This window comes from Segatella copri (assembly GCF_002224675.1).
GTDB classification, from domain to species: domain Bacteria; phylum Bacteroidota; class Bacteroidia; order Bacteroidales; family Bacteroidaceae; genus Prevotella; species Prevotella copri_U.
The window spans coordinates 168320-192426 of the sequence record NZ_NMPZ01000001.1; the positions used below are offsets into that span (position 1 = coordinate 168320).

Genomic DNA, 24107 nt, shown 5'->3' on the forward strand with positions numbered 1-24107 from the left:
ATCTTCATGAGAGCATCTTCCAGAACAGAAGCTTCTGATAATCAGAATCAGCTTTCCCTTTATATCTTTATCAAAAAGTAGAATAAATATGCTCAAGCAATTATATATCAAGAACTTCACGCTCATCGACGAGCTGAACATCTCTCTCTATCCTGGCTTCTCCGTCATCACGGGTGAGACAGGAGCAGGAAAGAGTATCATCCTCGGTGCCATCGGACTGCTTCTGGGTAACCGTGCCGACAGCAAGGCGATCAAGGCAGGAAGAGACCGTTGCGTGATAGAGGCTCACTTCGATCTCTCCAGATATGGTATGCAGAAATTCTTCGATGATAACGACATCGACTATGATGCCGATGATACAATCATCCGAAGAGAGTTGACTGCAGCCGGCAAGAGCCGTGCCTTCATCAATGACACCCCGGTGCCTCTCACCCGTATGAGAGAATTGGGAGAGCAACTCGTGGATATCCATTCGCAGCATCAGAATCTTCTTCTGCAGAAAGAAGACTTCCAGTTGAATGTGGTGGATATCATCGCTCAGGATGCCGACCAGCTCAAGGTTTACCAAAAGGAGTATTATGCCTATCGCAAAGCCAAGGAACTTCTGGAAGAGCTGAAAGCCGAAATTGCCAAGAACCGTGAGAACGAGGAGTTTATGCGCTTCCAGCATAAAGAGCTGGATGATGCAAATCTACAGGAAGGCGAATTGGAACAGCTGGAACAGGAAGCTGAAACCCTGAGCCATTCGGAGGATATCAAGACCGCTCTCTTCGAAGCAGACAATGCGCTTTCTGGAGAAGACGACAGCATACTTGACAAACTGAAGAACGCCACTCATCAACTGGAAAATATCTGTGATGTCTATCCAAGCATGGCTGATGTGGCGGGCAGAATGCAGAGCAGCTATATCGAACTGAAGGACATCGCACAGGAAATCAGCAGTAGTGTAGATCACGTGGAATTCGATCCTAACCGATTGGATGCCATCAATACCCGTCTGGACAAACTCTACACCTTGCAGCAGAAGTTCCATGTGGAAACGGTGACTGAACTCATTGCTACCCGTGACCGCATAGCAGAACAGCTTTCGCATATCGATAATGGCGATGAAGACATCGAAGAGAAGGAAAAAGAAGTTGCAGCTCTCCTTGCCAAGGCTAAAAAGCAAGCTGCCCTACTCACTTCCATCCGTCAGAAATCAGCAAAGGCCATCGAAAAAGAGATGAAGGGCAGACTCATCCCGCTGGGCATTCCGAATGTGAGATTCGAGATTGCCTTCGCAGATAAACCACTGTCTGGAAATGGTGCCGATAAGGTCAGCTTCCTCTTCAGTGCCAACAAGAGTACCCAGCTACAGCCTGTCAGTCAGGTAGCTTCGGGTGGTGAGATTGCTCGTGTAATGCTCTCGCTGAAGGCTATGATCAGTGGAGCCGTGAAGTTGCCAACTATCATCTTTGATGAAATTGATACCGGTGTAAGCGGAAAGATAGCTGAAAAGATGGCAGATATCATGGAAGAAATGGGACTCCAGAACCGACAGGTACTCTCCATCACTCATCTGCCACAGATTGCTGCCAAGGGTAGCCATCATTACAAGGTGTTGAAGGAGGAAACCGAGAATGGAACCATCTCGCACATGAAAGAACTCAACAACCAGGAACGCATTGAGGAAATTGCCCAGATGCTCAGTGGCAGTGACATCACGCAGGCAGCTCTTGCCAATGCCAAAGAATTATTGAGAATATGAAAAGAATAAATATGATACTGATGGGACTGATGCTGGGTGCATCATCCCTCTTCGCTCAGCCAGGCTCTGTACAGAAAGCCGCCAAGAGCGTATTTACACTCACCACCTTCAACAAGGATGGTAACATCATCTCTTCTACACAAGGTGTATTTATTGATAACAAGGGAACGGCTATCGGTACCTTCAAACCGTTTATCGGTGCTGTGAAGGCTACCATTGTGGATGCCAGCGGAAAGTCGATGGACGTGGATGCCATCCTCGGTGCCGATGAACTTTACGATGTGGCTAAGTTCAGGGTACTGGGTAATACCACGGCTGCCAACATTGCTACGGCAGAATCACCTGCGGGCAGCAAGGTCTGGCTCGTACCTTATTCTATCAAGAAGTCACCTTTCCAGCAGGAGGATATCGCAAGCGTTGAGAAGTTTAAGGAAACTTACAATTACTACATCTTCTCCAACACCGTACCGGACAATGCAGTGGGTTGCCCATTCGTCAACAAAAGCGGTCAGGTGATTGGTATCATGCATAGCAATGGTCAGGTAACTGCCATTGATGCCAACTATGCCAAGGAGTTGAAGGTGACGGGTCTTTCTACACTGGATGCAGCCCTTCGCCAAACAGGCATCCGTACTGCTCTTCCTGATACCGAACAGGAGGCGATTACGATGATGACGCTCAATAAGTCTCAAGTGTCCCGCGACATCTATGACAAGTATGCAGATGAGTTTATGGCAAAGTTCCCAGCTTCAGCATTCGGCTATAAGGAAAAAGCAACTCTTCTTGTAGATAAGAACGAGTTTGCCGAGGCAGCCAAATGTATGGAAGATGGAATCAAGAAATCTTCAGCCAAGGATGAAGCCCACTCCAATTATTCTGATGTCATCTATCAGAAACTGATTTATAAGGGTGATTCAGCCTATACAGCCTGGACTTACGACAAGGCGATAGAAGAGGCACAGAAGGCATACGCCATCAATGCCAATCCTGTATATCAGCATCAGGAGGCACGTATCATCTTTACCAAGGGTGATTACCAGAAGGCATACGATATGTTCATTGCCCTGACCAAGACTTCAGTCAAGAACTCGGAAATCTTCCTGGAGGCAGCTCAGGCTAAGATTCAGCTCAAGGCTCCAGCTACAGAGATCAAGGTCTTGCTGGACAGTGCAGTCAATGAGGCTAAGAACTCGGGCACCATGGCTGGTCCTTACTATCTGGCTCGTGGTGATTTCCAGGCGGAACAGGGAGAGTATCGTAGTGCTATAGCCGACTACAATATGTATGATTCTATTGTCCGTCCTGTTAATCCTGCATTTTTCTATGCAAGATACAAGGCTGAAACCAAGTTGCGCATGTGGCAGCCAGCGCTGATTGATATTGCCCGTACCTGCTACCTCGCTCCTAATGAGCCTACTTATTTTGCAGAATGGGCTAGTCTTGACTTGCGAGTGAAGCGATATGCAGAAGGCATCAGTGCAGCCAAGCATTGCATAGAGATTGCTCCAGAATATGCCGATGGCTATCTCCTCCTCGGTTTGCTCCAGATGGAGAACAAGCAGAAGGAAGAGGCTCGCAAGAACCTGGAAAAAGCAAAGGAACTGGGTGATACCCGTGCTGAGGGTTATCTCAAGAAACTGAAATAATCAGATTAATTGAAATAACAAAATTGAAGGTGGTAATAATTGCACTTTCAAACGCCCTGAAAGGGCAAAAGCTCATAGGAGGGTGTGTCAAAAGTCCAAGACACACCCTCTTCTTCGTTTCTTCAAGAACGCAAGCCCGCTAGGCGTCTCGGAGAATTTGAACACCGCCCCCGCTAGGCGTCTCGCCGGATTTGCAATCCGGCGTTAAAAAATGTCCTAACCTATTTAGGCTCTGCGGATTTGCAATCCGCAGCAAAGGAGTATGCTTTTCCTTTTGTTGGGGGATTACAAATCCCCCAGTTTTAATAGGTCGAACCTTTTTTACGGCGGATTGCAAATCCGCCGGGACGCCTAGCGGGATTCATACATCCCCAGGGCGTTGCCCTGGGCTAGGAGCTTTTGGGCCTTCAGCCCGTTCTTAAGCCACAAGTGAAAGTTCTATAAAACAAAAAGTGGATTAACCTTTCGATTAATCCACTTTTGTGATTCCGTTGGGGTTCGAACCCAAGACCCACAGCTTAGAAGGCTGTTGCTCTAATCCAACTGAGCTACGGAACCAACGCTGCTAATTTTCATTAGCGAGTGCAAAGGTAATACTTTTTTGCGAAACTACCAAATTTTCCCGCATCTTTTTTACAATAAAACCGAATATTATGCAACTTTTCTCCTTCTATGAATTGAAAAGCGCATAATATTCGGTATTCCTCATTCTTTTATGCATCAAAAAGAATGAATATCATCTTCTACTTACTATTCAGTAATCAGTGTAAACTCTGAACCTGAAGCATAATCCTGACCATTCTGCTCATTCAATGCACGCAGACGGAAGTAGCGAGCCTTGACAGGCTTGTTCAACATCACCTTCTGCAGCTTGGCTGTCTTCTCAAAATGACCCTTCAGGATTGGCTCACCCCAAGTCTTGTTGTCGTTGCTGACGTAGATTTCATAATCCTTGATGCAACCATTCAGAGAACCATCCTGGCGTGCCAGATAAGTAAAGCCCTTGATGACCTTCTGCTTGCCAGCATCGAAGTCAACCCAGTGAGGATACTTAGCCAATGTAATGGAATACATCGTATGCCAGAATGTAGAAGGATCGCCATCTACCAAGTAGGCAGCATCACCCTCGTCTGGCTCCTGACTGGAAGCAAAGGCAATCTGAAGATTAGATGTCTGCTGATTCTGCTGCATCTTCTTCATAACCTCCTTCATCATTTCACGACCGGTAGCTGAAACCTTCACGATATTTCCAAGCTCTGACTTCACCGCTGGACGGATGATGAATCCGAATGTGGTAGGAGTACTGCGTACCTGATCTGGTGTCAAAGGACCACCCTGTCCACAGCTGGCACCGCCCAATCCTGTAACCTTTGCATCGAGGTGCAAGTGAGTACCGCTGCTCTTTGGCAACTGATATGGATGTGCTGCCAAAGTCAACTCCTGCTGACTCCAAGGCAATGCTGAGGCAGACATAGTACTGTCAGAGATGAATACTACACCCTGCTGGCTGTCGTTGGTAACGGCACACCAACGAACCTCCTCGCGGTTGCCCTGTGCCTGTGGCTTAGGAAGCATGATGCCCTGCTCTGCTACCGGACTGTGGTACCAACCGATAAACTGGCTGGTCTTGCGGTCGTTGTAGTTGTTGACAGGTCCACGTCCATAATAATCATACTGATTCAACTCGCTTGGCAATACCATAGAATAGCCGATACGAGGCAAAATGACCTTAGAACGATTAGCACCGATGGCACTCTGCATCTCGATAGAACCATCCTTATAGATAGTATAAATCTGGCGTGAAGTGAACTTCAGGTCAGCATCTGTCAAGGCATGCTTGTTCTTCTCGAAGTTATAGCAAGACTCTGGGTCACGGTCGCGGTTGCTGTAATTCACATCGCATCCCTCCTTACCCTGACTCTCTACAGTAAAGTCGAGCTGGTAAGTACCATCCTTCTTGGCTGTATAGTTCCAGTTCTTCACTACATGCTGCAGGTCGTACAGACCATTCTTGAACCATGCATTGTGGTATCCGATACCGGCATCGTTGTCTGTAGGAGCACGATATGCATCGAGTTTAGGACCATTGCCATCCTTGATGATATCCTGACTGCCATACTTCAGGCTATAGATAGCACCGGTATTCAGGTCGAATGCCACCTGGAAATTGCCACCAATGATGTTGGCACGCTTAGCCGCCTTATCTACCGAAAGCTTCATCGCCTTACCGTTCTTGGCAACAGTAGCGATAGAAGGAGCAGCCACATCAGCGCCCTTCACTCTCAACTGCTCTTCCATCTGCGGATAACCCTTGGCAGCCCACGGCATATCCTTACCCAGAAGGAACTGGACTGTTACGAAGTACTCGCTCTTTGGATCGAGGCTTGCATAATCGTATGGCAAGGTATAGAAGCCCTTCTCGCGAGGACCCACGATATTCTTGGCACCCTGCAATGGCTGATTCTTTGAAATGCAGACGCCATCCTTATAGAGAGACCATACAATCTGATAATTCTTGAGAGGCTCGAAGTAGTTCTTGTTGAAGATTTCAATCTGTCCCTGCTTCATATCTACAGCCTTTACGCCTACATTCTGATAAACCTTCTTTACCTCATAGTACTGAGCCTTAGGTGAGAAGTCTGGGCGAAGGATACCATTCATACAGAACATACCATCGTTTGGCTTGTTGTCCTTACCGAAGTCACCACCGTATGCCCAGTAGGTCTGTCCGGTTACAGGATCCTGCTTATTAAGGGCCTGGTCAACCCAGTCCCAGATAGCTCCACCCATGAAGAAGTTGGTGCTCTCGATGGCATCCCAGTAATCAATCAGGTTACCGCAGGCATTACCCATAGAGTGAGCATACTCAGAGATGTGGAACGGATACTTCAGCTTGTACTTGCCCTGTACGGCTCCCTGAACCCAGGCGATGGAAGGATACTGGTTAGAACCCATATCCACGATATCATTGTTGCGCTCATACTGAACTGGGCGGCTGGTATCATAAGCCTTGATGGCATTATAGCAATCTACGAAAGTCTTGCCAGGACCAGCCTCGTTACCCAAACTCCAGATTACTACAGAAGGATGATTCACGGTAGCGTGTACCATCTCCATGTTTCTGGCGATATGAGCGTTGCGGAACTCAGGTACATGAGAAAGACTCTGCTTGCCATAGTAGTACTCATGGCTCTCGAGGTTAGCTTCATCCTCCAGATAGATACCATACTTATCGCAGAGATAATACCAGTAAGGTGCATCAGGATAGTGGCAGTTGCGCACATGGTTGATGTTTCCTCGCTTCATCAGGAAGATTTCATTCTCCATCTGCTCGCGGGTAGCAGTATGACCTAACAGTGTATTGTTCTCATGACGGTTGACACCCTTCAGCTTGATAGGCTGTCCGTTGAGATAGTAATATCTTCCAGCCAATCCGAACTCATCCTTCTCGGCAGGAGTCTCCTTGATTTCCACCTTTCTGAAGCCCACGATGGTAGAGAAGGTCTGAACCGTTCTGCCCTTGGCATCCTTCAATTCTCCTACCAGTGTATAACGGTAAGGAGCTTCTGCACTCCAGAGCTTCACCTTGTTGGCAGCATCGAGCGTAGTCTCCAGAACAATCTCGCCCTTGGAATTCAGTTTTCCTACGAGAGGAGTAGAAGCTGTAACGCCTTCCATCAGATCATTGTCGTCGGAATAGAGACGGTTGGCATAGAGTGAATACTGCAAGGTATAACCCTTGATGGCCTTCTTGGAAAGGTTCTGCAACTGGGCAGAGATATGTAAGGTGGCATGGCTGTAGGTTTCATCCAAGTCAGGAATAGCCTTGATGTCTCTTACCTGAACCTGTGGTTTGGCAACCAAAGCCACGGTGCGGAAGATACCTGGCAAGCGGAACATATCCTGACTCTCCAGGAAAGAACCGTCTGAATGGCGATAAACCTCTACTGCTACCGTATTCTCCTCACCCTCCTTATTAAGATAAGGTGTAATGTCGAATTCAGCCAGGTTGCGTGAGTTCTTGGAGAATCCCACATACTTACCATTTATATATAAGTAGAAGAATGAATCTACACCATCGAAGTTCAGATAGATCTGCTGACCCTTCCAGTCTGCAGGTACGGAGAAGGTTCTGCGATAAGATCCCACCTCATTGCGGTTGCGATAGGTCATCCAGTTGGTAGGAGGTGTACGCATCACTCCACCCTTCCAGTCGTTCATCGGCTGCCAGGAGTGCTGGAAGATGACACGCTGGTTAGAATAGAGCGGATCTCCATACTTGTTGTTTCCATCCTTCTGCAGACCTGCCAAATTCCAGTTCATCGGCACCTTGATATCGTCCCACTGAGAGACATCATAGTCTGTACGGTAGAAATCCTTGGGACGCTCATCAGGATTTGGAGCCCAATGGAACTTCCATAATCCATCGAGAGATTTCCAGTAAGAACTGTTTTCTGGTAAAACCTTTCTCGCCTCTTCGACATTGCGGAACGAGAAGAACCAAGCATGTGGCTGCTGCTTGTTGACAGCTACGGAATCAGGACTTTGCCACTCCCATCCCGTAGGCGCAGCCTGCTGATTGTAGAAGTAGCCTCCTAAAGTACCATCTGCCCATGCTGATGAGCAAATGAGTCCGGTTAAAAGTAATAAATAAGTTTTCTTCATAAGTTGATGTTATTGTTTCTAATTATATTCTTTGCAAAGTTACGCTTTTATTTTGAAAGAGCAAAATAGTAGGAGGGAAAAAGCGAGAAAATACCCGATTTTTTGAGATAAGCCTTTAATCTTTGCCCTACCCGATGATTTTTTCCCAGAAAAACTTGGCGGAATCACAGAAAAGCTGTATCTTTGTCGCATACAATCAATCTTATGGCAATATAGATATACTAAATATATTATTAATTAATAAATTCAATCTTAAACAAAGACATTTATGGTAAACAGATTCATTCTTAATGAAGTTTCCTATTTCGGTCCAGGTGCCCGCAAGGAGCTTCCTACAGTAATCGCTAGTCGTGGTTGGAAAAAAGCTTTGGTTGTAACAGACAAGGGCTTGATGAAATTTGGCGTTGCCAAGATGGTACTCGACGTATTGGACGAGGCTAACATCGCTTACGAGGTATTTGATGACGTAAAGCCAAACCCAACAGTTTCCAATGTTACTGCAGGTATTGAGGCTTGCAAGAATGCTGAGGCAGACTTCATCATCGCTATCGGTGGTGGCAGTTCTATGGATACCGCAAAGGGTATCGGCGTGGTTGTTACCAACCCAGAGTTTGCCGACATCGTTTCTCTGGAGGGAGTTGCACCTACCAAGAACAAGTGCTTGCCTATCGTAGCACTTCCTACTACAGCAGGTACCGCAGCAGAGACAACCATCAACTATGTGATTATCGACGAGAAGCGCCAACAGAAGATGGTATGCGTAGATCCTAACGATATTCCAGCCGTTGCTATCGTAGATGCTGAGCTGATGTATTCTTTGCCAAAGGGTCTCACCGCTGCTACCGGTATGGATGCGATGACTCACGCTATCGAGGGCTTGATTACCAAGGCAGCTTGGGAGATGAGTGATATGTTCGAGCTCAAGGCTATCGAGATGATTCATAAGTACCTGCCTATCGCAGTGAATGACCCTACCAATCCAGAGGGTCGCAACGGTATGGCTGTAGCTCAGTATATTGCCGGTATGGCATTCTCTAATGTAGGTTTGGGCGTTGACCATGGTATGGCTCACCCAATGAGTGCCCTTCATGATGTTCCTCACGGAGTAGCATGTGCCATCCTGCTTCCTACCGTGATGCGTTTCAATATGGAGGTAAGTGTACCTAAGTATGTACAGATTGCCAAGGTTGTTGGTGTTTACAAGGATGGTATGACCGACCAGGAGGCAGCAGAGGCAGCATGCAATGCTATCGAGGAGTTGTCTAAGTTGGTTGGTATTCCACAGCATCTCAGCGAATTGGGCATCACAGAGGCTGACATCCCTGCCCTTGCCGAGCAGGCATTCACCGATGTATGTACTCCAGGTAACCCTCGCGAGGTTTCTAAGGAGGATATCATCGCCTTGTATCACAAGATCTTGTAATATAGGCTAAAGATACAATAATTCTTTAATATTTTAATCGCCCTGAAAGGAACAAGCATAAATGATGCTTCACCTTTCAGGGCGATTTTTTATTCATTTAATCCCTCAACTTAGGCGCAAAGACGTTACTGAGAGGTTGCCATGATAGTACTGACAATGCGTAAAGCGGCTTGTAGCGCTTATTGCCTCACTATGGCACAACATTGCCCCTTACCAGGGCAATAACCTGCCATTGCCAGGCACAAAACGATACGTCGGGAGCTGGTAAAACAAGCTTTGAAAGTGGCTTGCTATTACGAAGGATTGCAAATTCGCCGGAACACCAGCGCAAGTCCGCTAGGCGTCCCGCCGGATTAAAATCCAGTGTAAAAAATGTTAACTGTATGGTTGAAACGGGCTAAGAGCTTTTGGGCTTTCAGCCCGTTTCAACCATACAGTTAGAAGTTTTTTCTTCAATCTTGTCATTCTCATAAATTGGCGAAATTGGTTTTGGTTGCGGCAAAGACAATATCGGCGAAACGACCTTTTCTATCGGGACTTCTTTTGCCTGTTTTTTATTCTTATCTTGTCGGGGCATTGTTGTTGGAGGCACGACCTCATCTTTAGGACGTGGAATAGACGGAAGTGCCTTATACTCTTTTCAAGCCTTTTCTAAAAACTTAACATATTCTGCATTACATTGAGCACGGTAATCCTCATACTCTGCCTTAGCATGTTTCCTGAATTTCTCGTATTGAGCATAGGAGTCATCCGTTTGAGCAGAAGATGTAAACATCGAAAATCCAAACAACAAACTGACCAATAAAAAACTTTTGAATCTTGCCATCACCATCTTATTTATTAAGTTTCCAACTTTTCCAGTCATTACCAATTAAAGGTGCCGACATGATAGAAGGAGATTGTAACTTACCATTCACTACTATAGATTGCTGCTCAACTTTCGTTTTAATATAATCGCCAAGTTCGCCTAACGTCACATCTCCCTTTGTCTCTCGCAATTTCTTCAATAGATAATAAGTAAACAAACCATGTTCGAACTCATTATAAGGATATGCTGTTTCATCTCCCTGCGCTGCAGAAAAAACGACCATGTTCCCTTGAGGAGCATTTTGCTTGACTTTGATGGCAACGCCACGTGTTGATGCTAGCATATCTCCATCTCGTTTTGCTCCACTAAAACATGCATCCAAAAATATAGTTACAGACTTGGATGGCATGTTTCCTAATGTTTTAAACAAGTCATCCAAGGCATAACCTGTTGTTACATCTGAACCATAACCATCTATTGGTAACAAATACCCATTTTTATTCTGTTCATCAGGAATACCATGTCCAGCATAATAGAAAATCACCTTTGCTTCTCCTCGATAAACTTTCATTACATTTTGAAGCCATTTAAGTTCATATTTGAGATTATTCAATGTTGCATCAGTCACATAATGAATGTTTTTCTCTGGCAATCCCAATGTCTTTCGGCAATACTCAGCAAATACACGTCCATCATTCTTTGCATACTGTACAGCCTTTTCCATTTGATATTTTTCATTAGCTATAACTACCGCAAAAACTTTTTCATTTTTCTTGACCACAATTGGAATATTATCATCAACGTCAACCTCCTTATAGGCTTTCATATACTTAGACAACTCAGTTTCTCCGATTTTTGCATAAAAATCAGGCGCATTCTTATTTATTGAATCATAGATTTCTTTTGCTTTTACTTTATCCCCCATTACCCAAAACAATTCTCCTTTAGCATCCATTGTATTACAAGGATAGTCTGAAATACCATTCTTTTTATAATGAGCAAGAGCCTGTTCTATTAATGCTTCTGCCTTGTCTATATTTTTCTCCACGGCATAACCATACATATACAACTTTGCCAATATACGATGCCCGACAATATCCAGAGTGTCATTTTTAATCGCCAACTCTGCATATTTTTTAGCCTGCGAATAGTCCGTTATACCTGTTTTTCCTGTATAAAACATGTCTGCTAAGAAATAATAGATGCCAGTTGTTATCCCATTATCAGCAGCCTTTTGAAACCACTTAAACGCCTCATTATAATTTTGAGCTACGCCGTCTCCTGCGTAATACATTTCTCCCAAATAGGCAAAAGCACTAGCAACCCCATTATCAGCAGCCTTTTGAAACCACTGAAAAGCCTCGCCATAATTTTGAGCTACGCCCTGTCCTTTACAATACATAACTCCCAACCCAACATAAGCATCAGCAGCCCCATTTTCGGCGGCTTTTTTAGTCCACAGAAATGCCTTTTCATAATTTTGAGCTACGCCCTGTCCGTTATAATACATAACTCCCAACCAAGAATAAGCACCTGTGACCCCATTATCAGCAGCCTTTTGATACCACTTAAACGCCTCATTATAATTTTGAGCTACGCCTTGTCCTTTATAATACATACCTCCCAACCCAGCATAAGCAACAGCAATTCCTTTTTCGGCGGCTTTTTTAGTCCATTTAAATGCCTCACCATAATTTTGAGCTACACCTTGTCCGTTATAATACATACCTACTAACCAACCATAAGCAACAGCATCTCCATTATCTACAGCCTTTTGAAACCACTGAATAGCCTCGCCATAATTTTGAGCTACGCCCTGTCCTTTACAATACATAATTCCCAACCCAACATAAGCATCAGCAGCCCCATTTTCGGCGGCTTTTTTAGACCACAGAAATGCCTTTTCATAATTTTGAGCTACGCCCTGTCCGTTATAATACATAACTCCCAACCAAATATAAGCACCTGTGCCCCCATTATCAGCAGCCTTTTGATACCACTTAAATGCTTCGTTATAATTTTGCGCTACACCAGTACCTTCATAATACATTTTTCCCAAATAGGCACAAGCTGATATATCTCCAGCATTTGCATCTTGCAAGACTTGTTTCAATTTAAATTGATCAACCTGCGCAACAGCCATTGTTGGAAAGAAGCAAATAAACAAAAGTACTATTACTGCTTGTCTTTTTACAATCCCAATCATCTCCATAATTACTCTATCTAATAGCCAATACTATAACTTTACATTTTGCAGCTGTCTGAGAGACTTATCCATATCGCTTTCAAAGAAACCTGGAGCAAACAGACCACTTGCTGCATTATTATTCAACTCCAAATAAATCTCATCATCTAAGCCTTCAGCAAAGTTACGAACATTATTTTCTATTCTATCTCTTTCTTCACTGTTTTTAGCCAAGCTATATTCTCTATCATATTGCTTTAAATAGCTATAAATTTCTTCTCGATTATTCATTTTCATCATAACCCCTCCTTGAATTATTATACATTTTCTTTTTTACTCACTATATACATCATTAATAGTAACCAATACCCCCTTCCTTCTTTCAAAAAAAGGAGTAATAACGCAATCTGTTTGGATTGTATTTACTCTACATAGATGCTTCTTACTAATCTTTTGCATATCTACAGAGATTAAAAAAGTCTAGCAAGGGCGTACAGAAACTACCTTTGCCACATGTCCCTCAGGAATTCCTGGTACTACTATCGAATAGCTAACAAGATATTTCTTTTCAAACTCCTCAATAGGAAGAGCGAATACTTTTAATTTCTTTTCCTTCATAATTTACTCCTTTCTTATCTTATTTCCTTGTTTATTTGTTACATCGATAATGCAACATTATGCTATCTTTTAAATATTTATTTTGTGCAAAAGTACACAGAAGTTTTTAAAATACCAAATATTTCCAGGTAAATCTACAAAAAAAACTTATATTTTCTTTGATTTTCAGGGAATTATTCGTATTTTGCAACGTTATAGATATAATTAGATTCTTCTAGTTCACTAGCAAACCTAACGAAAGCTACAGAAGGAATAGGTTCTTGTACCATTAGCAAGCGTAATAATCAATCGTAAAAAGCAATAGAAGTTGTCGGAACATATAGGAGAAGTTGCCGGAAAGATTAATATCTGTTTTCGGGGAAATTAATATCTCCAGCCGCACAACAGCTGTTGTGCGCTTGCATAACAGCTGATATGCGCTCGCACAACACGTGTTGTGCAAGCGGAAACCAACTGCTGTGCACCAACTTATCCAGTCTTTTCCTTTCTCGTATAATCGGACAAAACTCCTTTCACCATTAAGCTTCTGATAATCAGAAAGTATTAATGAGTGTAAAAGGAAAATTGAATTACGAATTCTTTTTTAGAATTTAGTGAAGTATAGCCTCAACATCTTAGAGCGGAGCATCATTTTATCGCCCTTGAGCTTCTCTTTGTAGAAAGCTTCTCGCAGATTATTGATACCATAGCTTCTGATGCTGTCATTCACAACGGTTGCAGGAATATCACCACCATTTTCTCCATGATCCTGATGCCAGTTGTTCTTGTAAGGCGAATGCAGAATCAGACTGTCACCAGTCTGTTCGAATCGGAAATAATAGCCACGGAAACTGTACATATTCGTGGGGGTAATACTGGCACAAGATATCAGCTTATGCTGCACTCCCCAGAATACACGTTCCCTGGAAAGGTCGAGATAGTTGCCCGTAGCCAACGTATCTACCCGTTCCAGATGCCAGAATCCATCAAGATCTCCATTATCGCTCGTCTCTAGGGTACAGGAACTCAGTACCAGACTGATAGCTGCTATCAAATATATTATTCTTTTCATTATCTTTTCTCTTTCATAAAGTTAGAACTTGACGATACCTTGTCTTGTCAGGGTAATCTGGAATCCTCTATTGTGTCCCAGCATCTCTGTACTGCCGAAATCCATTCCGTAAGCTGCCTTTACCGTATATCTTCTTAAGAAGTGGTAGCTGCCTTCTGCCATGAAGCTGACATTATGATGCTTCTTGGTAAATGGCAGGACATAGGTTCCCCATCCCTTCTGATAGGAGGCAAGTACACGATAGCCGAATTTATCGGAAGGCTGGCCATCGAATCCCAGGTGATAGGCGATGAAACGGTTATCCTTCACCTCAATCTTACCATCGGTATTATAGATTGGCGAACGATAGAGCGGATTACCCATTACCTGTCCCCAATGCTGCCAGCCAGTATAGTTACTGTGATTGTAATAATTGTCCATTCCAGCCAAATGATCAGGAATATTCACGGTATGATCATGGTTATATGGACCACTCTGATATTTGGTATGGATATACTCCAAAACAATATTTCGTAACCATCTGCCATATTTGATATTCAGTTCCGCACCCAGCATCATGTCCTGGAGGGAATACATAAAGAAGCGATGGCTTTTCTTGCTCTGCCACTCCTTTCCTTCGCCATATCCATTATAATCAAGCATAAACATCTGACTGTCATCCTCGAAGAAATGATCAGCATAAACGCCCAACTTCCAGGTGTCAGCATTATAGTTGATGCGCATGAGCCAAGACCCCAACTGGTTGCCGGCAATATTGGCATACTGACCTTCACCATCATCATGACCGCCAGGAATAAAAGCATGCCACATTCCCTTTAATCCACCTTCTGTAGCCTTGCATTTGAGTCCGCCATTTCCATCATAGGTGTATGGCTTGCCACCAAACTGTGCTGCCATTTCCAAGCCCAATTCTACACTCAAAGGGCAGAATGCGGCATCGTTTCCAATTCGCAGATAGCCTGCCTTGCTATGATAGAGCACACCTTCCGAATACTTGGATTTGCGCTGGGTGAAATCGTGCTGCCAGTTCTCATCGGTGAATTTTCCAAAAGCTATATGTCCCTTGAGTTGAACCCAATGATTAAAAATAGGTAGCGTCCAATATTCCGGCAAGGCTAACCTTACCTGCGGTACAGGTCGAGCGTTAATGCCCAGCGTCTGGCTACCACTGGAAAGCGTTTGGTTCTTCAATTCCATCGGATATTCTTTAGCACCCACACTGAGCACACCATGCAGCCATCTTACTTCTGCAAAAGCCTGCTGCACAATAAACCTGCTGGTAAAATGAGTGGGCAATGCCAAATCTACACCATAACCTACTCCCCATCTGCGCTGATTATCTGTGGATAGAGGGCGTATCAAACTACCTCTTAGATAGGCATTCGCCTCTTTCAGAGAACTTAAACCATAACGATTGGCATTGAGCCAAAGTGGTGTTTTGCCCTTTGAAAAAGTAGCCTGCATATCTATTCGGTATTCCAGGGCACTATCGAGTCTTAATTTTGTAGGTTCCGCATCTTCCTGCCAACAATATTGCGCCTTCACTGATTGCGGACACGCTACAGTGAGGAAGCAAAGCGAAACTAAACAGAAAACTTTCTTCATATCAATGTTTTATCTATAAAACTGCATAAACACTCATTTTATTGTAGTTTTTGCAGTTACTTTAACATTCCTTACGAAAAGTCGGTCTATAAACCTGGTTTGGAAAGATAAAATTCGCCAAAATACAATAATTCAACAATACATGCGTTACATTATATAAGATATAAGAATTAGATTAGTAAGGTTTTTGTAAACAAGATAAACAATGGAAAATAAAGAAGAACATCTCAAACAAATAGATGTGTTGGCAATAGCCAAGGAGATGAAGAAGCATAAGAAACTGTATCTGATAGCTCTTCCTGTCACCTTCGTACTCTCTTGCCTGCTCATCCTCTGCGTGCCAAGGTATTATTCAAGTACAGCAAAATTGGCTCCGGAAATATCAAGCTTCAGTTCGAGTTCATTAGGTGACATAGCCTCTTCATTCGGCTTCGACTTAGGAGGAAACTCTGCAAACGGTGATGCGATCTTCCCGGAACTCTACCCTGAGCTGATAGAATCCAACGACTTTATGGTCGGTATGTTTGATGTCAAGGTGAAATCTAAGGATGGAAGTATCAATACTACCTATTATGATTACCTTGCCAATCATCATAAATATCCTTGGTGGATGACAGGAATTCAAACTGTAAGAAAATGGTTTGCTGAACCAGATACAACAGTGGTAAAGAGCAAGAAGGCAAATCCTTTTCTATTAACCAAGCAACAGGATGAGATTGTCAAGCTGATGATGGATAATATCAAGTGTAATGTAGATAAGAAGAACTATGTGATTTCTATCTCCGTAGAAGATCAGGATCCTCTGATATGTGCAACCCTTGCTGATACGGTTCAGGCTAAACTTCAGGATTTCATCACCGACTATCGTACCAAGAAAGCGAAGAAAGACTTAGAGTACTACAAGAAGTTGAGCAGTGATGCCAAGTCAAAATATGAGCGCATCAGACAGCAGTATGGCAGTTATTCAGATGCCAATCAGGATGTGGTATTGGAAAGTTACCGCCTGAAAGCCAACGATATGGAGAATGAGATGCAGTTGCTTTACAACACATACACGAGTCTTCAGGCTCAGGTGCAGCAGGCTCAGGCAAAACTTCTGATGCAAACTCCAGCCTTTACGACCCTGCAGAGTGCATCTGTGCCATTGAAACCGGCAGGACCTAAGAGAATGCTATTTGTTCTCGGAATGACTTTTCTGGCTTTTATCGTCGTGACTGTATATTCAATTAGAAAAATGATTTTTAGAGAGTAGAAACAATAATAATAATAATGAGCAAAATGAATGAACATAATCACAGCAACTATTCCAAGCGAATAGCCACCAATACTTTGGTGCTATTTGCCAGAATGCTCATTATTACCATTGTCAATCTCTATACTGTGCGCTGGGTTCTGAAAGGTCTTGGTACAGAGGATTATGGCATATACAATGCTGTGGCTGGTGTGGTTACTACTGGCACCTGTATCAGCAGTGTTCTAGCGATGGCTACGCAGCGATTCTATTCTTACGCAATAGGTTTGGGTGAGAAGGAAAAGCTAACCAGAATATTCTCTGCCAGTGTGAATTTAGTTATTGTGTTTTCGATTATCACAATCCTTGTCCTTGAACTTGTAGGAAATTGGTTTGTTTCCACACAGATGACAATCCCTGCTGATAGACTGTCTGCTGCAAGCTGGGTGTTCCAGTTTTCTATATTCTCGTTTGTTTTTACCTTGCTTCAGATTCCATATATAGGAGCAATCTTCTCTAATGAAGATATGGGAGTATATGCACTCGTATCTTCTGTAGATTGTTTCTTAAAATTGATGATTGCGGCTTTAATCTGTATGTTTGGTTTCGATCATCTTATTTTATATAGTGGCGCCATGATGATGGAATCTGGCTTAGTGATGGTTGTTTATATGCTTGTTGCTTCTCGCAAATACATCGAATGCAGATATACGACAAAAGGAATAGACAAGGAGCTATACAAAGAATTGATATCATTCTCTGGATGGACATTTTATGGTGCTTTGTCTGGAATGGGCATGACTCAGGGAAGTATCATTTTGCTCAATATCTTCTTTGGTCCACTGGTAAATGCTGCATTTTGTATTGGCAACCAATTATACAATGCCATCAACACGTTGAGCAATAGTATAGTTGTTGCATTCCGGCCAACATTAATTAAATCCTATTCGTGCCAGGATATGCTATATATGCAGCAACTTTATTTTTATGCCAATAAGGCAATTTTGTATTTACTGTGTTTGGTTGCAATGCCTTTGATGTTGGAAACGGAATATGTACTGCAATTCTGGTTAGGATACAGCACTCCGGAAATCATACTCTTTTGCAGACTCTATATTATATATACGATAGTTTTGACTTTACATAATCCGATTACTATCATTATACAAGCTACAGGAAAAATCAGAAAGTATAGTTTATATGTAGAAAGTCTTACCATTATGAACATTCCAGTTTGTTGGGGACTATTTATACTAGACTGTCCTTCTTATACTATCTTTATCGTAATGATAGTCTTGTGTCTGATAGCTCATAATATAAGATTGGTGATGCTGAGAAAAGCTATTCCTGAACTGAAGCTGAGAAGTTATTATAAACATCTGATACTTCCAGCCTTCTTCATACTGGGTATAACGAGTATGTTGGAACTGTTCTTGCTTCAGTTACCGATAGCAGGTTTTCAAAGATTTGGGCTAATCGTGATTTCTTCAGTCATGGTAATGTCTATATTGATATACGTATGGGGCTTTTCGGAAGCCGAACGAAAATTATTGCATTCACTGATTCATAAGGTAGTGAATAAAAGGCAAACAATATTATAAAGGAAACAATAAATTATGGGATACATTTTACTATCAGTACTTTTGATAACGATTATACTTTGTTATCTGGAAGATTACATCAAGAGATATAGATTTTTTCTATATATCTTGATGGGATTCGTTATGGTTCTCATAGCAGGATTACGCGAAATTGGTCTGGATCCTGATTCTGAAAATTACGAGTATTCTTTCCAGCATTATTATCAGAGTTCTGAGATGGGTATGGTAGAACCATCGTTTACTCTCATATCTGCTATTCTAAATGTATTTACAGATAATGTGCATCTTTTGTTTTTAGTTTATGCATTACTGGGTGTCACTATCAAGCTATATGCATTCAAAAAAAACTTGCAATGCATTTTCGTGCCGTTGATGTTATATATAAGTTTCTACTTTGTATTGCATGAAATGACACAAATCAGAGCTGGAGTTGTGTCTGCTTTATTCTTGTTGGCTGTGTACTACATTGCTAAAAAAGAAAAAAGAAAAGCTTTGCTGCTAATTATAGTTGGTTCATTCTTCCACTATTCCTCCTTAGCTCTGCTACCAACACTTATGTTTGGCAATAAAGATTTCAACCGCAAAGAAAATATAATGATAGCGTTACTCATCCCCCTAAGCTATCTCATATATTTCGGTGGTATCAGTATGCTGCTGAATACAGATATTCCACTTATCGGTAACAAACTAGCCATCTACCAGCAGGCAATGGAAAAAGGAAAAATGACAGTAAACATAAATGTCTTTGATCCTGTACACCTTGTCTCCGTGATGTTGTTTTACTACACATTATATTTTCGAAAGACAATCACTGCCTTCAATGAAAACTATAATGTTGTAATAAAAATAGTGGCACTAGGGCTGTTCTTGCATACAAGTTTGGCTTTTCTCCCAGTTCTAGCTTTGAGAATCAGTCAGTTATACTGTATCGTTAACATTTTCTTATTTTCAGGGATCGTATATACATTCAAACAGAAATGGATGGGAATTACAATCCTGGTGTTATTATCGATATTCCAAATGTATCTCGCTTTACCTCATTATGGATTAGGTGATATCGTGAGATTTTAAATAAAGAAATACAATGAAAGCAAGAGTTATAGCTTTTTATCTGCCACAGTTTTACCCGATTCCCGAAAACGACAAGGTATGGGGACCGGGATTCACTGAATGGACGAATGTTGCCAAGGCTCGTCCGGTATTTCATGGGCACTATCAGCCTAGAATACCGGCAGATTTAGGTTTCTATGATCTTCGTTTGCCAGAGACTCGGGAGCAGCAGGCTCAGTTGGCACGCGAAGCAGGTATAGAAGGTTTCTGCTACTGGCATTATTGGATGGGTAATGGCAAACGTTTGTTGCAGCGTCCTTTCGATGAGGTACTGGATTCCGGCAAACCGGACTTCCCGTTTTGTCTCGCATGGGCCAACCATGATTGGAAAACAGGAACATGGGTGAACAAAGGTGGTAATCAGAAGATTTGCGAGCAGAAATATCCTGGAGACGATGATTATATTGCCCATTTTCATTATGTTCTTCAAGCTTTCAAAGACCATCGCTACATTACCGTAGATGGAAAGCCACTGTTCTTGATATTCGACCCTTACCACTTTAAGGATGTCCGTCATTTTATCCATCTCTGGCGTGACTTAGCCAAAGAAAGCGGATTGAAAGGTATTTACTTCGTTGCTATGTGCTCAGCCACAACCACCATAAAGCGCAATGAAGATGGCACTTTGAGCAGAGTAGTTCCTAATCTGGACAGTGCTTCTGAGGTTTATGAAAGCTTTATCAAACTAGGATTTGATGGCATTAATCCAATGGGGAAAAACCGCGCAGAAATGGTGTATCAAGGAAAATATTGCCGCATCATTCGAAGAGCATTACAAAAGAAGTTTTCCTTTCTGCCTCCGTTGAAATATGATTATCCGAAAGTGATGAAGCATTTCTATATGCCCGAAGACCAATGGAACAATGTATTCCCTACTCTCTTCCCACAATGGGACAGAACTCCAAGAGCAGGCAAGCATGAGGGGATATATGTAAACGCTACCCCACAGAATTTTGAGGAACATATCAGAGGGGCACTTCAAATTATTAGAAACAAACCGGAAGATAAGAAAATCTTATTCTTGCGTTCTTGGAACGAATGGGGGGAAGGAAACTATGTGGAACCAGACTCATTATATGGCCACGGTTTTCTAGATGCCATAAAAAATGAAATAAAAGCGGAATAAAATGGAAATAAAAATAATCCCGACAGGAGGACTTTGCAATCGACTGAGAGCTATCGCAACTACCATTACGATAGCAAAGCACTATAACTGTTCGCTATCCATCTATTGGAACAACAGTAGAGGGCTCAAGGCAAACTTTGCCGACTTATTCGAACCTATTCATATAGAAAAAGTGCATCTGATAGAGAATACGCAATGGCTATATCATATCAACGGAACCAAGGATTACCTTTTAAGAAAATGGTTCCTTCGGTTGGGTAATGAGCAAGTCGTTTTCAATCATAGCATCTATACACAAGGAGATATCTACCAGAAGTTGAAGAGTAATTATAAGGGCAACCTGCTCTTGATTTCTTGCTATCCTATGTGTACGGATTATCAAATTCAGAACATATTCGTTCCGAAAAGAGATCTTCAGCTGCGGATTGATCAAATAACCTCGACTTTCTCGAAAAATATGATTGGTGTTCATATCAGAAGAACAGACAACATAGCTTCTATCAATTCTTCACCAATAGATGTTTTTGTCCATCTTATGCAACTTGAAATAGAAAAAGATGATACAGTGAAGTTTTATGTGGCTAGTGATGATGAGAAGGTAAAAAAAGAACTGCAAGATAAATTCCCAGGAAGAGTCATTACATTAATGGATGATACCAGTAGAGACTCTCTCGAAGGTATGAAATTCGCAGTAGTGGATTTATTCTGTCTAAGTAAGACTAAAAAAATATTGGGTAGCGTGGCATCCTCCTATTCACAAATTGCAGCAGAAATTGGCGGTATCAAAGTAGAATATGCTAAATGTAATGAGAATTAAATAGTTTATGACACCAGAAATAAGTATCATCATACCAACTTACGCTCCTGGGGAATTACTCAGAATGTGTTTAGATAGCCTGGAGCAGCAAACTTTAGGCAAGGATGCGTATGAGGTTTGCCTCGTTTTGAATGGAGACAAAGAACCTTATTATGCCAATATAAAGGAGTATCTGAAAAATTATAAGATGAAGGTTCATTTGATTTATAGTGAGCACAAAGGTGTTTCGTTTGCTCGAAATCTAGGCATAGATTTTGCAAAAGGTAAATTCCTTACTTTCATTGACGATGATGATCTTGTAAGTCCAAACTATCTGGAACAATTAAGCAAAAACAGTTGCGACAATGGAATCACTGTTGCCAATATGATTGCTTTCAGAGGACAAGTTGAAAATGTGGCAGATCATTATCTCTCTTCGGCTTATCAGCGATATGATGTAGGGAAGAAAAAGAATGTTTTCCGTCATCGCAGCCTGCTGTCTAGTGCTTGCTGCAAGCTTATTCCCCGCCCATTGATTGGTGATATTCGCTTTAGAACGAATTTATCTCATGGCGAAGATTCCTTCTTTATGTTTATGGTATCGGCAGGTATCAAACAAATAAACGTTACACCTCCATCCGCCATTTACTATATTCGCAAGAGAGACGGCTCATCCTCAAGAAGCAAGGAGAATAGGCGCAAAAAGCAGAAAATGGAGATCAAGCTCTTCTATTTCTATACAAAAGAGTATTTCTCACATATAAAAAAATATAATTTGCTATTCTACGTAAGTCGCATTGTTGCAACTGCTTACAAATTGTTTCTAGAAGATTACGTAAGACCTCTGTAAAAGCATCTTGCTTCTTTTACAATATTAAGCTGTTTTGTTCGTTATAATATAAAAGGATAAAAGAGAATGGATAGGAACAGGTTAGTATCAGTTATCATGCCCACTTATAATGCCGGCAAATATCTTGCCGACAGCATAAGTAGTATCCTTGACCAAACCTATCTTGACCTGGAATTGCTGATTACAGATGACGGTTCCACGGATCCGGTAACTCTGGATATTCTGCACAAGATAGAGGAAAGGGATAGCCGGGTGGATGTGCTCTATCTTGACCACAACCATGGAGCAGGATACGCCCGGAACAAGAGCATAGAACGTGCCAGGGGAAGATACATCGCTTTCTGTGATAGTGACGACCGTTGGACACCGGATAAACTGGAAAAGCAAATCGCATTCATGAACCAGAAACAGTGTGCTCTATCCTGTGCCTCATACATCATCTTCAATTTGAACGAACAAAAATCTGTAGGCATCAATATCGCTCCGCCTAAAATCACCTTCTCTATGATGAAGCGGGATAATAAAATAGGTTGCCTCACTGCTATCTATGATACCCAACTGCTGGGCAGAAAATACTATATGCCCACTTTGCGCAAGCGACAAGATTGGGCACTCTTCCTGCAAATCCTGAAAGATTGCAAGGTGTGTTATTCCTACCCCAACCAGCCGCTGGCTGTGTATTGCCGCCACAAGCATTCCATATCCAGCAGCAAGATATCACTTGCCAAATACAATATAGCTGTTTATCGTAGCATTCTGGGGTATGGATGGTTGAAGGCTTGTTTCTACTTTGCTTTTTTGTTTTTGCCAACATACATTCTGAAGCTAATGAAGCGAAAACAGGATAGTTACTGCTTTGTTAAAAGAAAAGGATAGCTAAATGTAATATATCGCACAACTTTACGTTTATATAGTAAATGGAATAACTCTATATGAGAAATAGTATTGTTAAGACAAAAGTCATAGCAGATGGAATGAGTGCTATGGAGCGAAACGTCAAGCGAGCTGGCGACTTTCTGTTAGCAACAATCAGCTTACTGCTCGTTTCGCCTCTCATGCTTCTAATATATATAATGGTAAGATGTGAAGATGGTGGACCAGCTATTTTCAAGCAGGAACGAATCGGACGGTTTGGGCGCCCTTTCAACATCTATAAATTCAGAAGCATGACGGTGGATGCAGAAAAGAACGGTCCTCAGCTCTGTTCCCATAAAAAAGATAAGCGGCTTACCCATATCGGCAAGTTTCTGAGAAAACACCATCTGGATGAACTTCCTCAACTCTGGAACGTGATTTGTGGCGATATGTCGTTTATTGGTCCAAGACCCGAACGAAAGTTCTACATAGACCAGATTATGGAGCGTGACCCTAGATATAAGAATCTGTATCAGATTCGCCCTGGTGTTACTTCCTACGCAACCCTCTATAACGGATACACAGATACGATGGAGAAGATGTTGCGCCGCCTGGATATGGACCTATACTACCTGGAGCATCGTTCATGGTGGTTTGATGCCAGAATCTTAGGCAAGACTTTCATCAAGATTATCTTCGGAAGAGTGTTCTAAATTCATATAGAAAAGATTCGACCTGTACGGTTGAAATTACCCAATATGCCCTGAAAGGACAAAAGCTCTGAAATTGA

18 protein-coding genes and 1 tRNA gene are annotated in these 24107 nt (G+C 42.3%); 11 read left to right on the top strand and 8 right to left on the bottom strand.

What is annotated here, in order from left to right; all coding sequences use genetic code 11:
* Window positions 1-88: 88 nt before the first annotated feature.
* Window positions 89-1747 (top strand): DNA repair protein RecN, encoded by a 1659-nt coding sequence (recN, locus tag CFT61_RS00750; RefSeq protein ID WP_089542587.1) that lies wholly within the window; start codon window positions 89-91, stop codon window positions 1745-1747.
* Window positions 1744-3393, top strand: a complete 1650-nt coding sequence (locus tag CFT61_RS00755; RefSeq protein WP_089542588.1) for a tetratricopeptide repeat protein — start codon at window positions 1744-1746, stop codon at window positions 3391-3393. The genes recN and CFT61_RS00755 overlap by 4 nt, the downstream gene beginning before the upstream one ends.
* 483 nt (window positions 3394-3876) lie before the next feature.
* Here CFT61_RS00755 and CFT61_RS00760 read toward each other — a convergent pair.
* Both CFT61_RS00760 and CFT61_RS00765 read right to left on the bottom strand, forming a co-directional pair.
* Window positions 3877-3951, bottom strand: a tRNA-Arg gene (locus CFT61_RS00760).
* Between the two features lie 192 nt (window positions 3952-4143).
* Window positions 4144-8058 (bottom strand): glycoside hydrolase family 2 TIM barrel-domain containing protein, encoded by a 3915-nt coding sequence (locus CFT61_RS00765; protein ID WP_089542589.1) that lies wholly within the window; start codon window positions 8056-8058, stop codon window positions 4144-4146.
* Between the two features lie 268 nt (window positions 8059-8326).
* Here CFT61_RS00765 and fucO point away from each other — a divergent pair, with 268 nt between their 5' ends.
* Window positions 8327-9481, top strand: coding sequence for a lactaldehyde reductase (gene fucO, locus CFT61_RS00770; protein WP_089542590.1), 1155 nt, complete (start codon window positions 8327-8329; stop codon window positions 9479-9481).
* A 640-nt stretch (window positions 9482-10121) separates the two neighbouring features.
* Here fucO and CFT61_RS00775 read toward each other — a convergent pair.
* From CFT61_RS00775 to CFT61_RS00795, 6 genes are all read right to left on the bottom strand, one after another.
* Complete coding sequence (locus tag CFT61_RS00775; protein ID WP_176425458.1) at window positions 10122-10307, bottom strand: hypothetical protein; 186 nt, start codon at window positions 10305-10307, stop codon at window positions 10122-10124.
* A gap of 7 nt (window positions 10308-10314) precedes the next feature.
* Entirely contained in the window at window positions 10315-12501 is a 2187-nt protein-coding gene (locus tag CFT61_RS00780; protein ID WP_089542592.1) for a caspase family protein, read from the bottom strand.
* Window positions 12502-12525: 24 nt separating this feature from the next.
* Window positions 12526-12774, bottom strand: a complete 249-nt coding sequence (locus CFT61_RS00785; protein ID WP_089542593.1) for a hypothetical protein — start codon at window positions 12772-12774, stop codon at window positions 12526-12528.
* A 180-nt stretch (window positions 12775-12954) separates the two neighbouring features.
* Window positions 12955-13092 carry a hypothetical protein gene (locus tag CFT61_RS16750; RefSeq protein WP_176425459.1) on the bottom strand — a complete coding sequence of 46 codons (138 nt, stop codon included), beginning with the start codon at window positions 13090-13092 and terminating at the stop codon, window positions 12955-12957.
* A 583-nt stretch (window positions 13093-13675) separates the two neighbouring features.
* On the bottom strand, window positions 13676-14143 hold the full coding sequence (locus CFT61_RS00790; protein ID WP_089542594.1) for a lipocalin-like domain-containing protein: 468 nt from the start codon (window positions 14141-14143) through the stop codon (window positions 13676-13678).
* A 21-nt stretch (window positions 14144-14164) separates the two neighbouring features.
* Entirely contained in the window at window positions 14165-15748 is a 1584-nt protein-coding gene (locus CFT61_RS00795; RefSeq protein WP_089542595.1) for a capsule assembly Wzi family protein, read from the bottom strand.
* Window positions 15749-15953: 205 nt separating this feature from the next.
* Here CFT61_RS00795 and CFT61_RS00800 point away from each other — a divergent pair, with 205 nt between their 5' ends.
* The 8 genes from CFT61_RS00800 (at window position 15954) to CFT61_RS00835 (ending at window position 24030) form a co-directional block, all read left to right on the top strand.
* Window positions 15954-17000 carry a hypothetical protein gene (locus CFT61_RS00800; RefSeq protein ID WP_089542596.1) on the top strand — a complete coding sequence of 349 codons (1047 nt, stop codon included), beginning with the start codon at window positions 15954-15956 and terminating at the stop codon, window positions 16998-17000.
* Between the two features lie 17 nt (window positions 17001-17017).
* Window positions 17018-18580, top strand: a complete 1563-nt coding sequence (locus tag CFT61_RS00805) for an oligosaccharide flippase family protein (RefSeq protein ID WP_142990520.1) — start codon at window positions 17018-17020, stop codon at window positions 18578-18580.
* A 15-nt stretch (window positions 18581-18595) separates the two neighbouring features.
* Window positions 18596-19651 (top strand): EpsG family protein, encoded by a 1056-nt coding sequence (locus tag CFT61_RS00810; protein ID WP_089542597.1) that lies wholly within the window; start codon window positions 18596-18598, stop codon window positions 19649-19651.
* Between the two features lie 13 nt (window positions 19652-19664).
* On the top strand, window positions 19665-20816 hold the full coding sequence (locus CFT61_RS00815) for a glycosyltransferase WbsX family protein (RefSeq protein ID WP_089542598.1): 1152 nt from the start codon (window positions 19665-19667) through the stop codon (window positions 20814-20816).
* Between the two features lies 1 nt (window position 20817).
* Complete coding sequence (locus tag CFT61_RS00820; protein WP_089542599.1) at window positions 20818-21633, top strand: hypothetical protein; 816 nt, start codon at window positions 20818-20820, stop codon at window positions 21631-21633.
* Between the two features lie 7 nt (window positions 21634-21640).
* On the top strand, window positions 21641-22462 hold the full coding sequence (locus CFT61_RS00825) for a glycosyltransferase family 2 protein (RefSeq protein WP_089542600.1): 822 nt from the start codon (window positions 21641-21643) through the stop codon (window positions 22460-22462).
* Between the two features lie 66 nt (window positions 22463-22528).
* Entirely contained in the window at window positions 22529-23338 is an 810-nt protein-coding gene (locus CFT61_RS00830; protein ID WP_089542601.1) for a glycosyltransferase family 2 protein, read from the top strand.
* Between the two features lie 56 nt (window positions 23339-23394).
* On the top strand, window positions 23395-24030 hold the full coding sequence (locus CFT61_RS00835; RefSeq protein WP_089542602.1) for a sugar transferase: 636 nt from the start codon (window positions 23395-23397) through the stop codon (window positions 24028-24030).
* The last annotated feature ends 77 nt before the right edge of the window (window positions 24031-24107 follow it).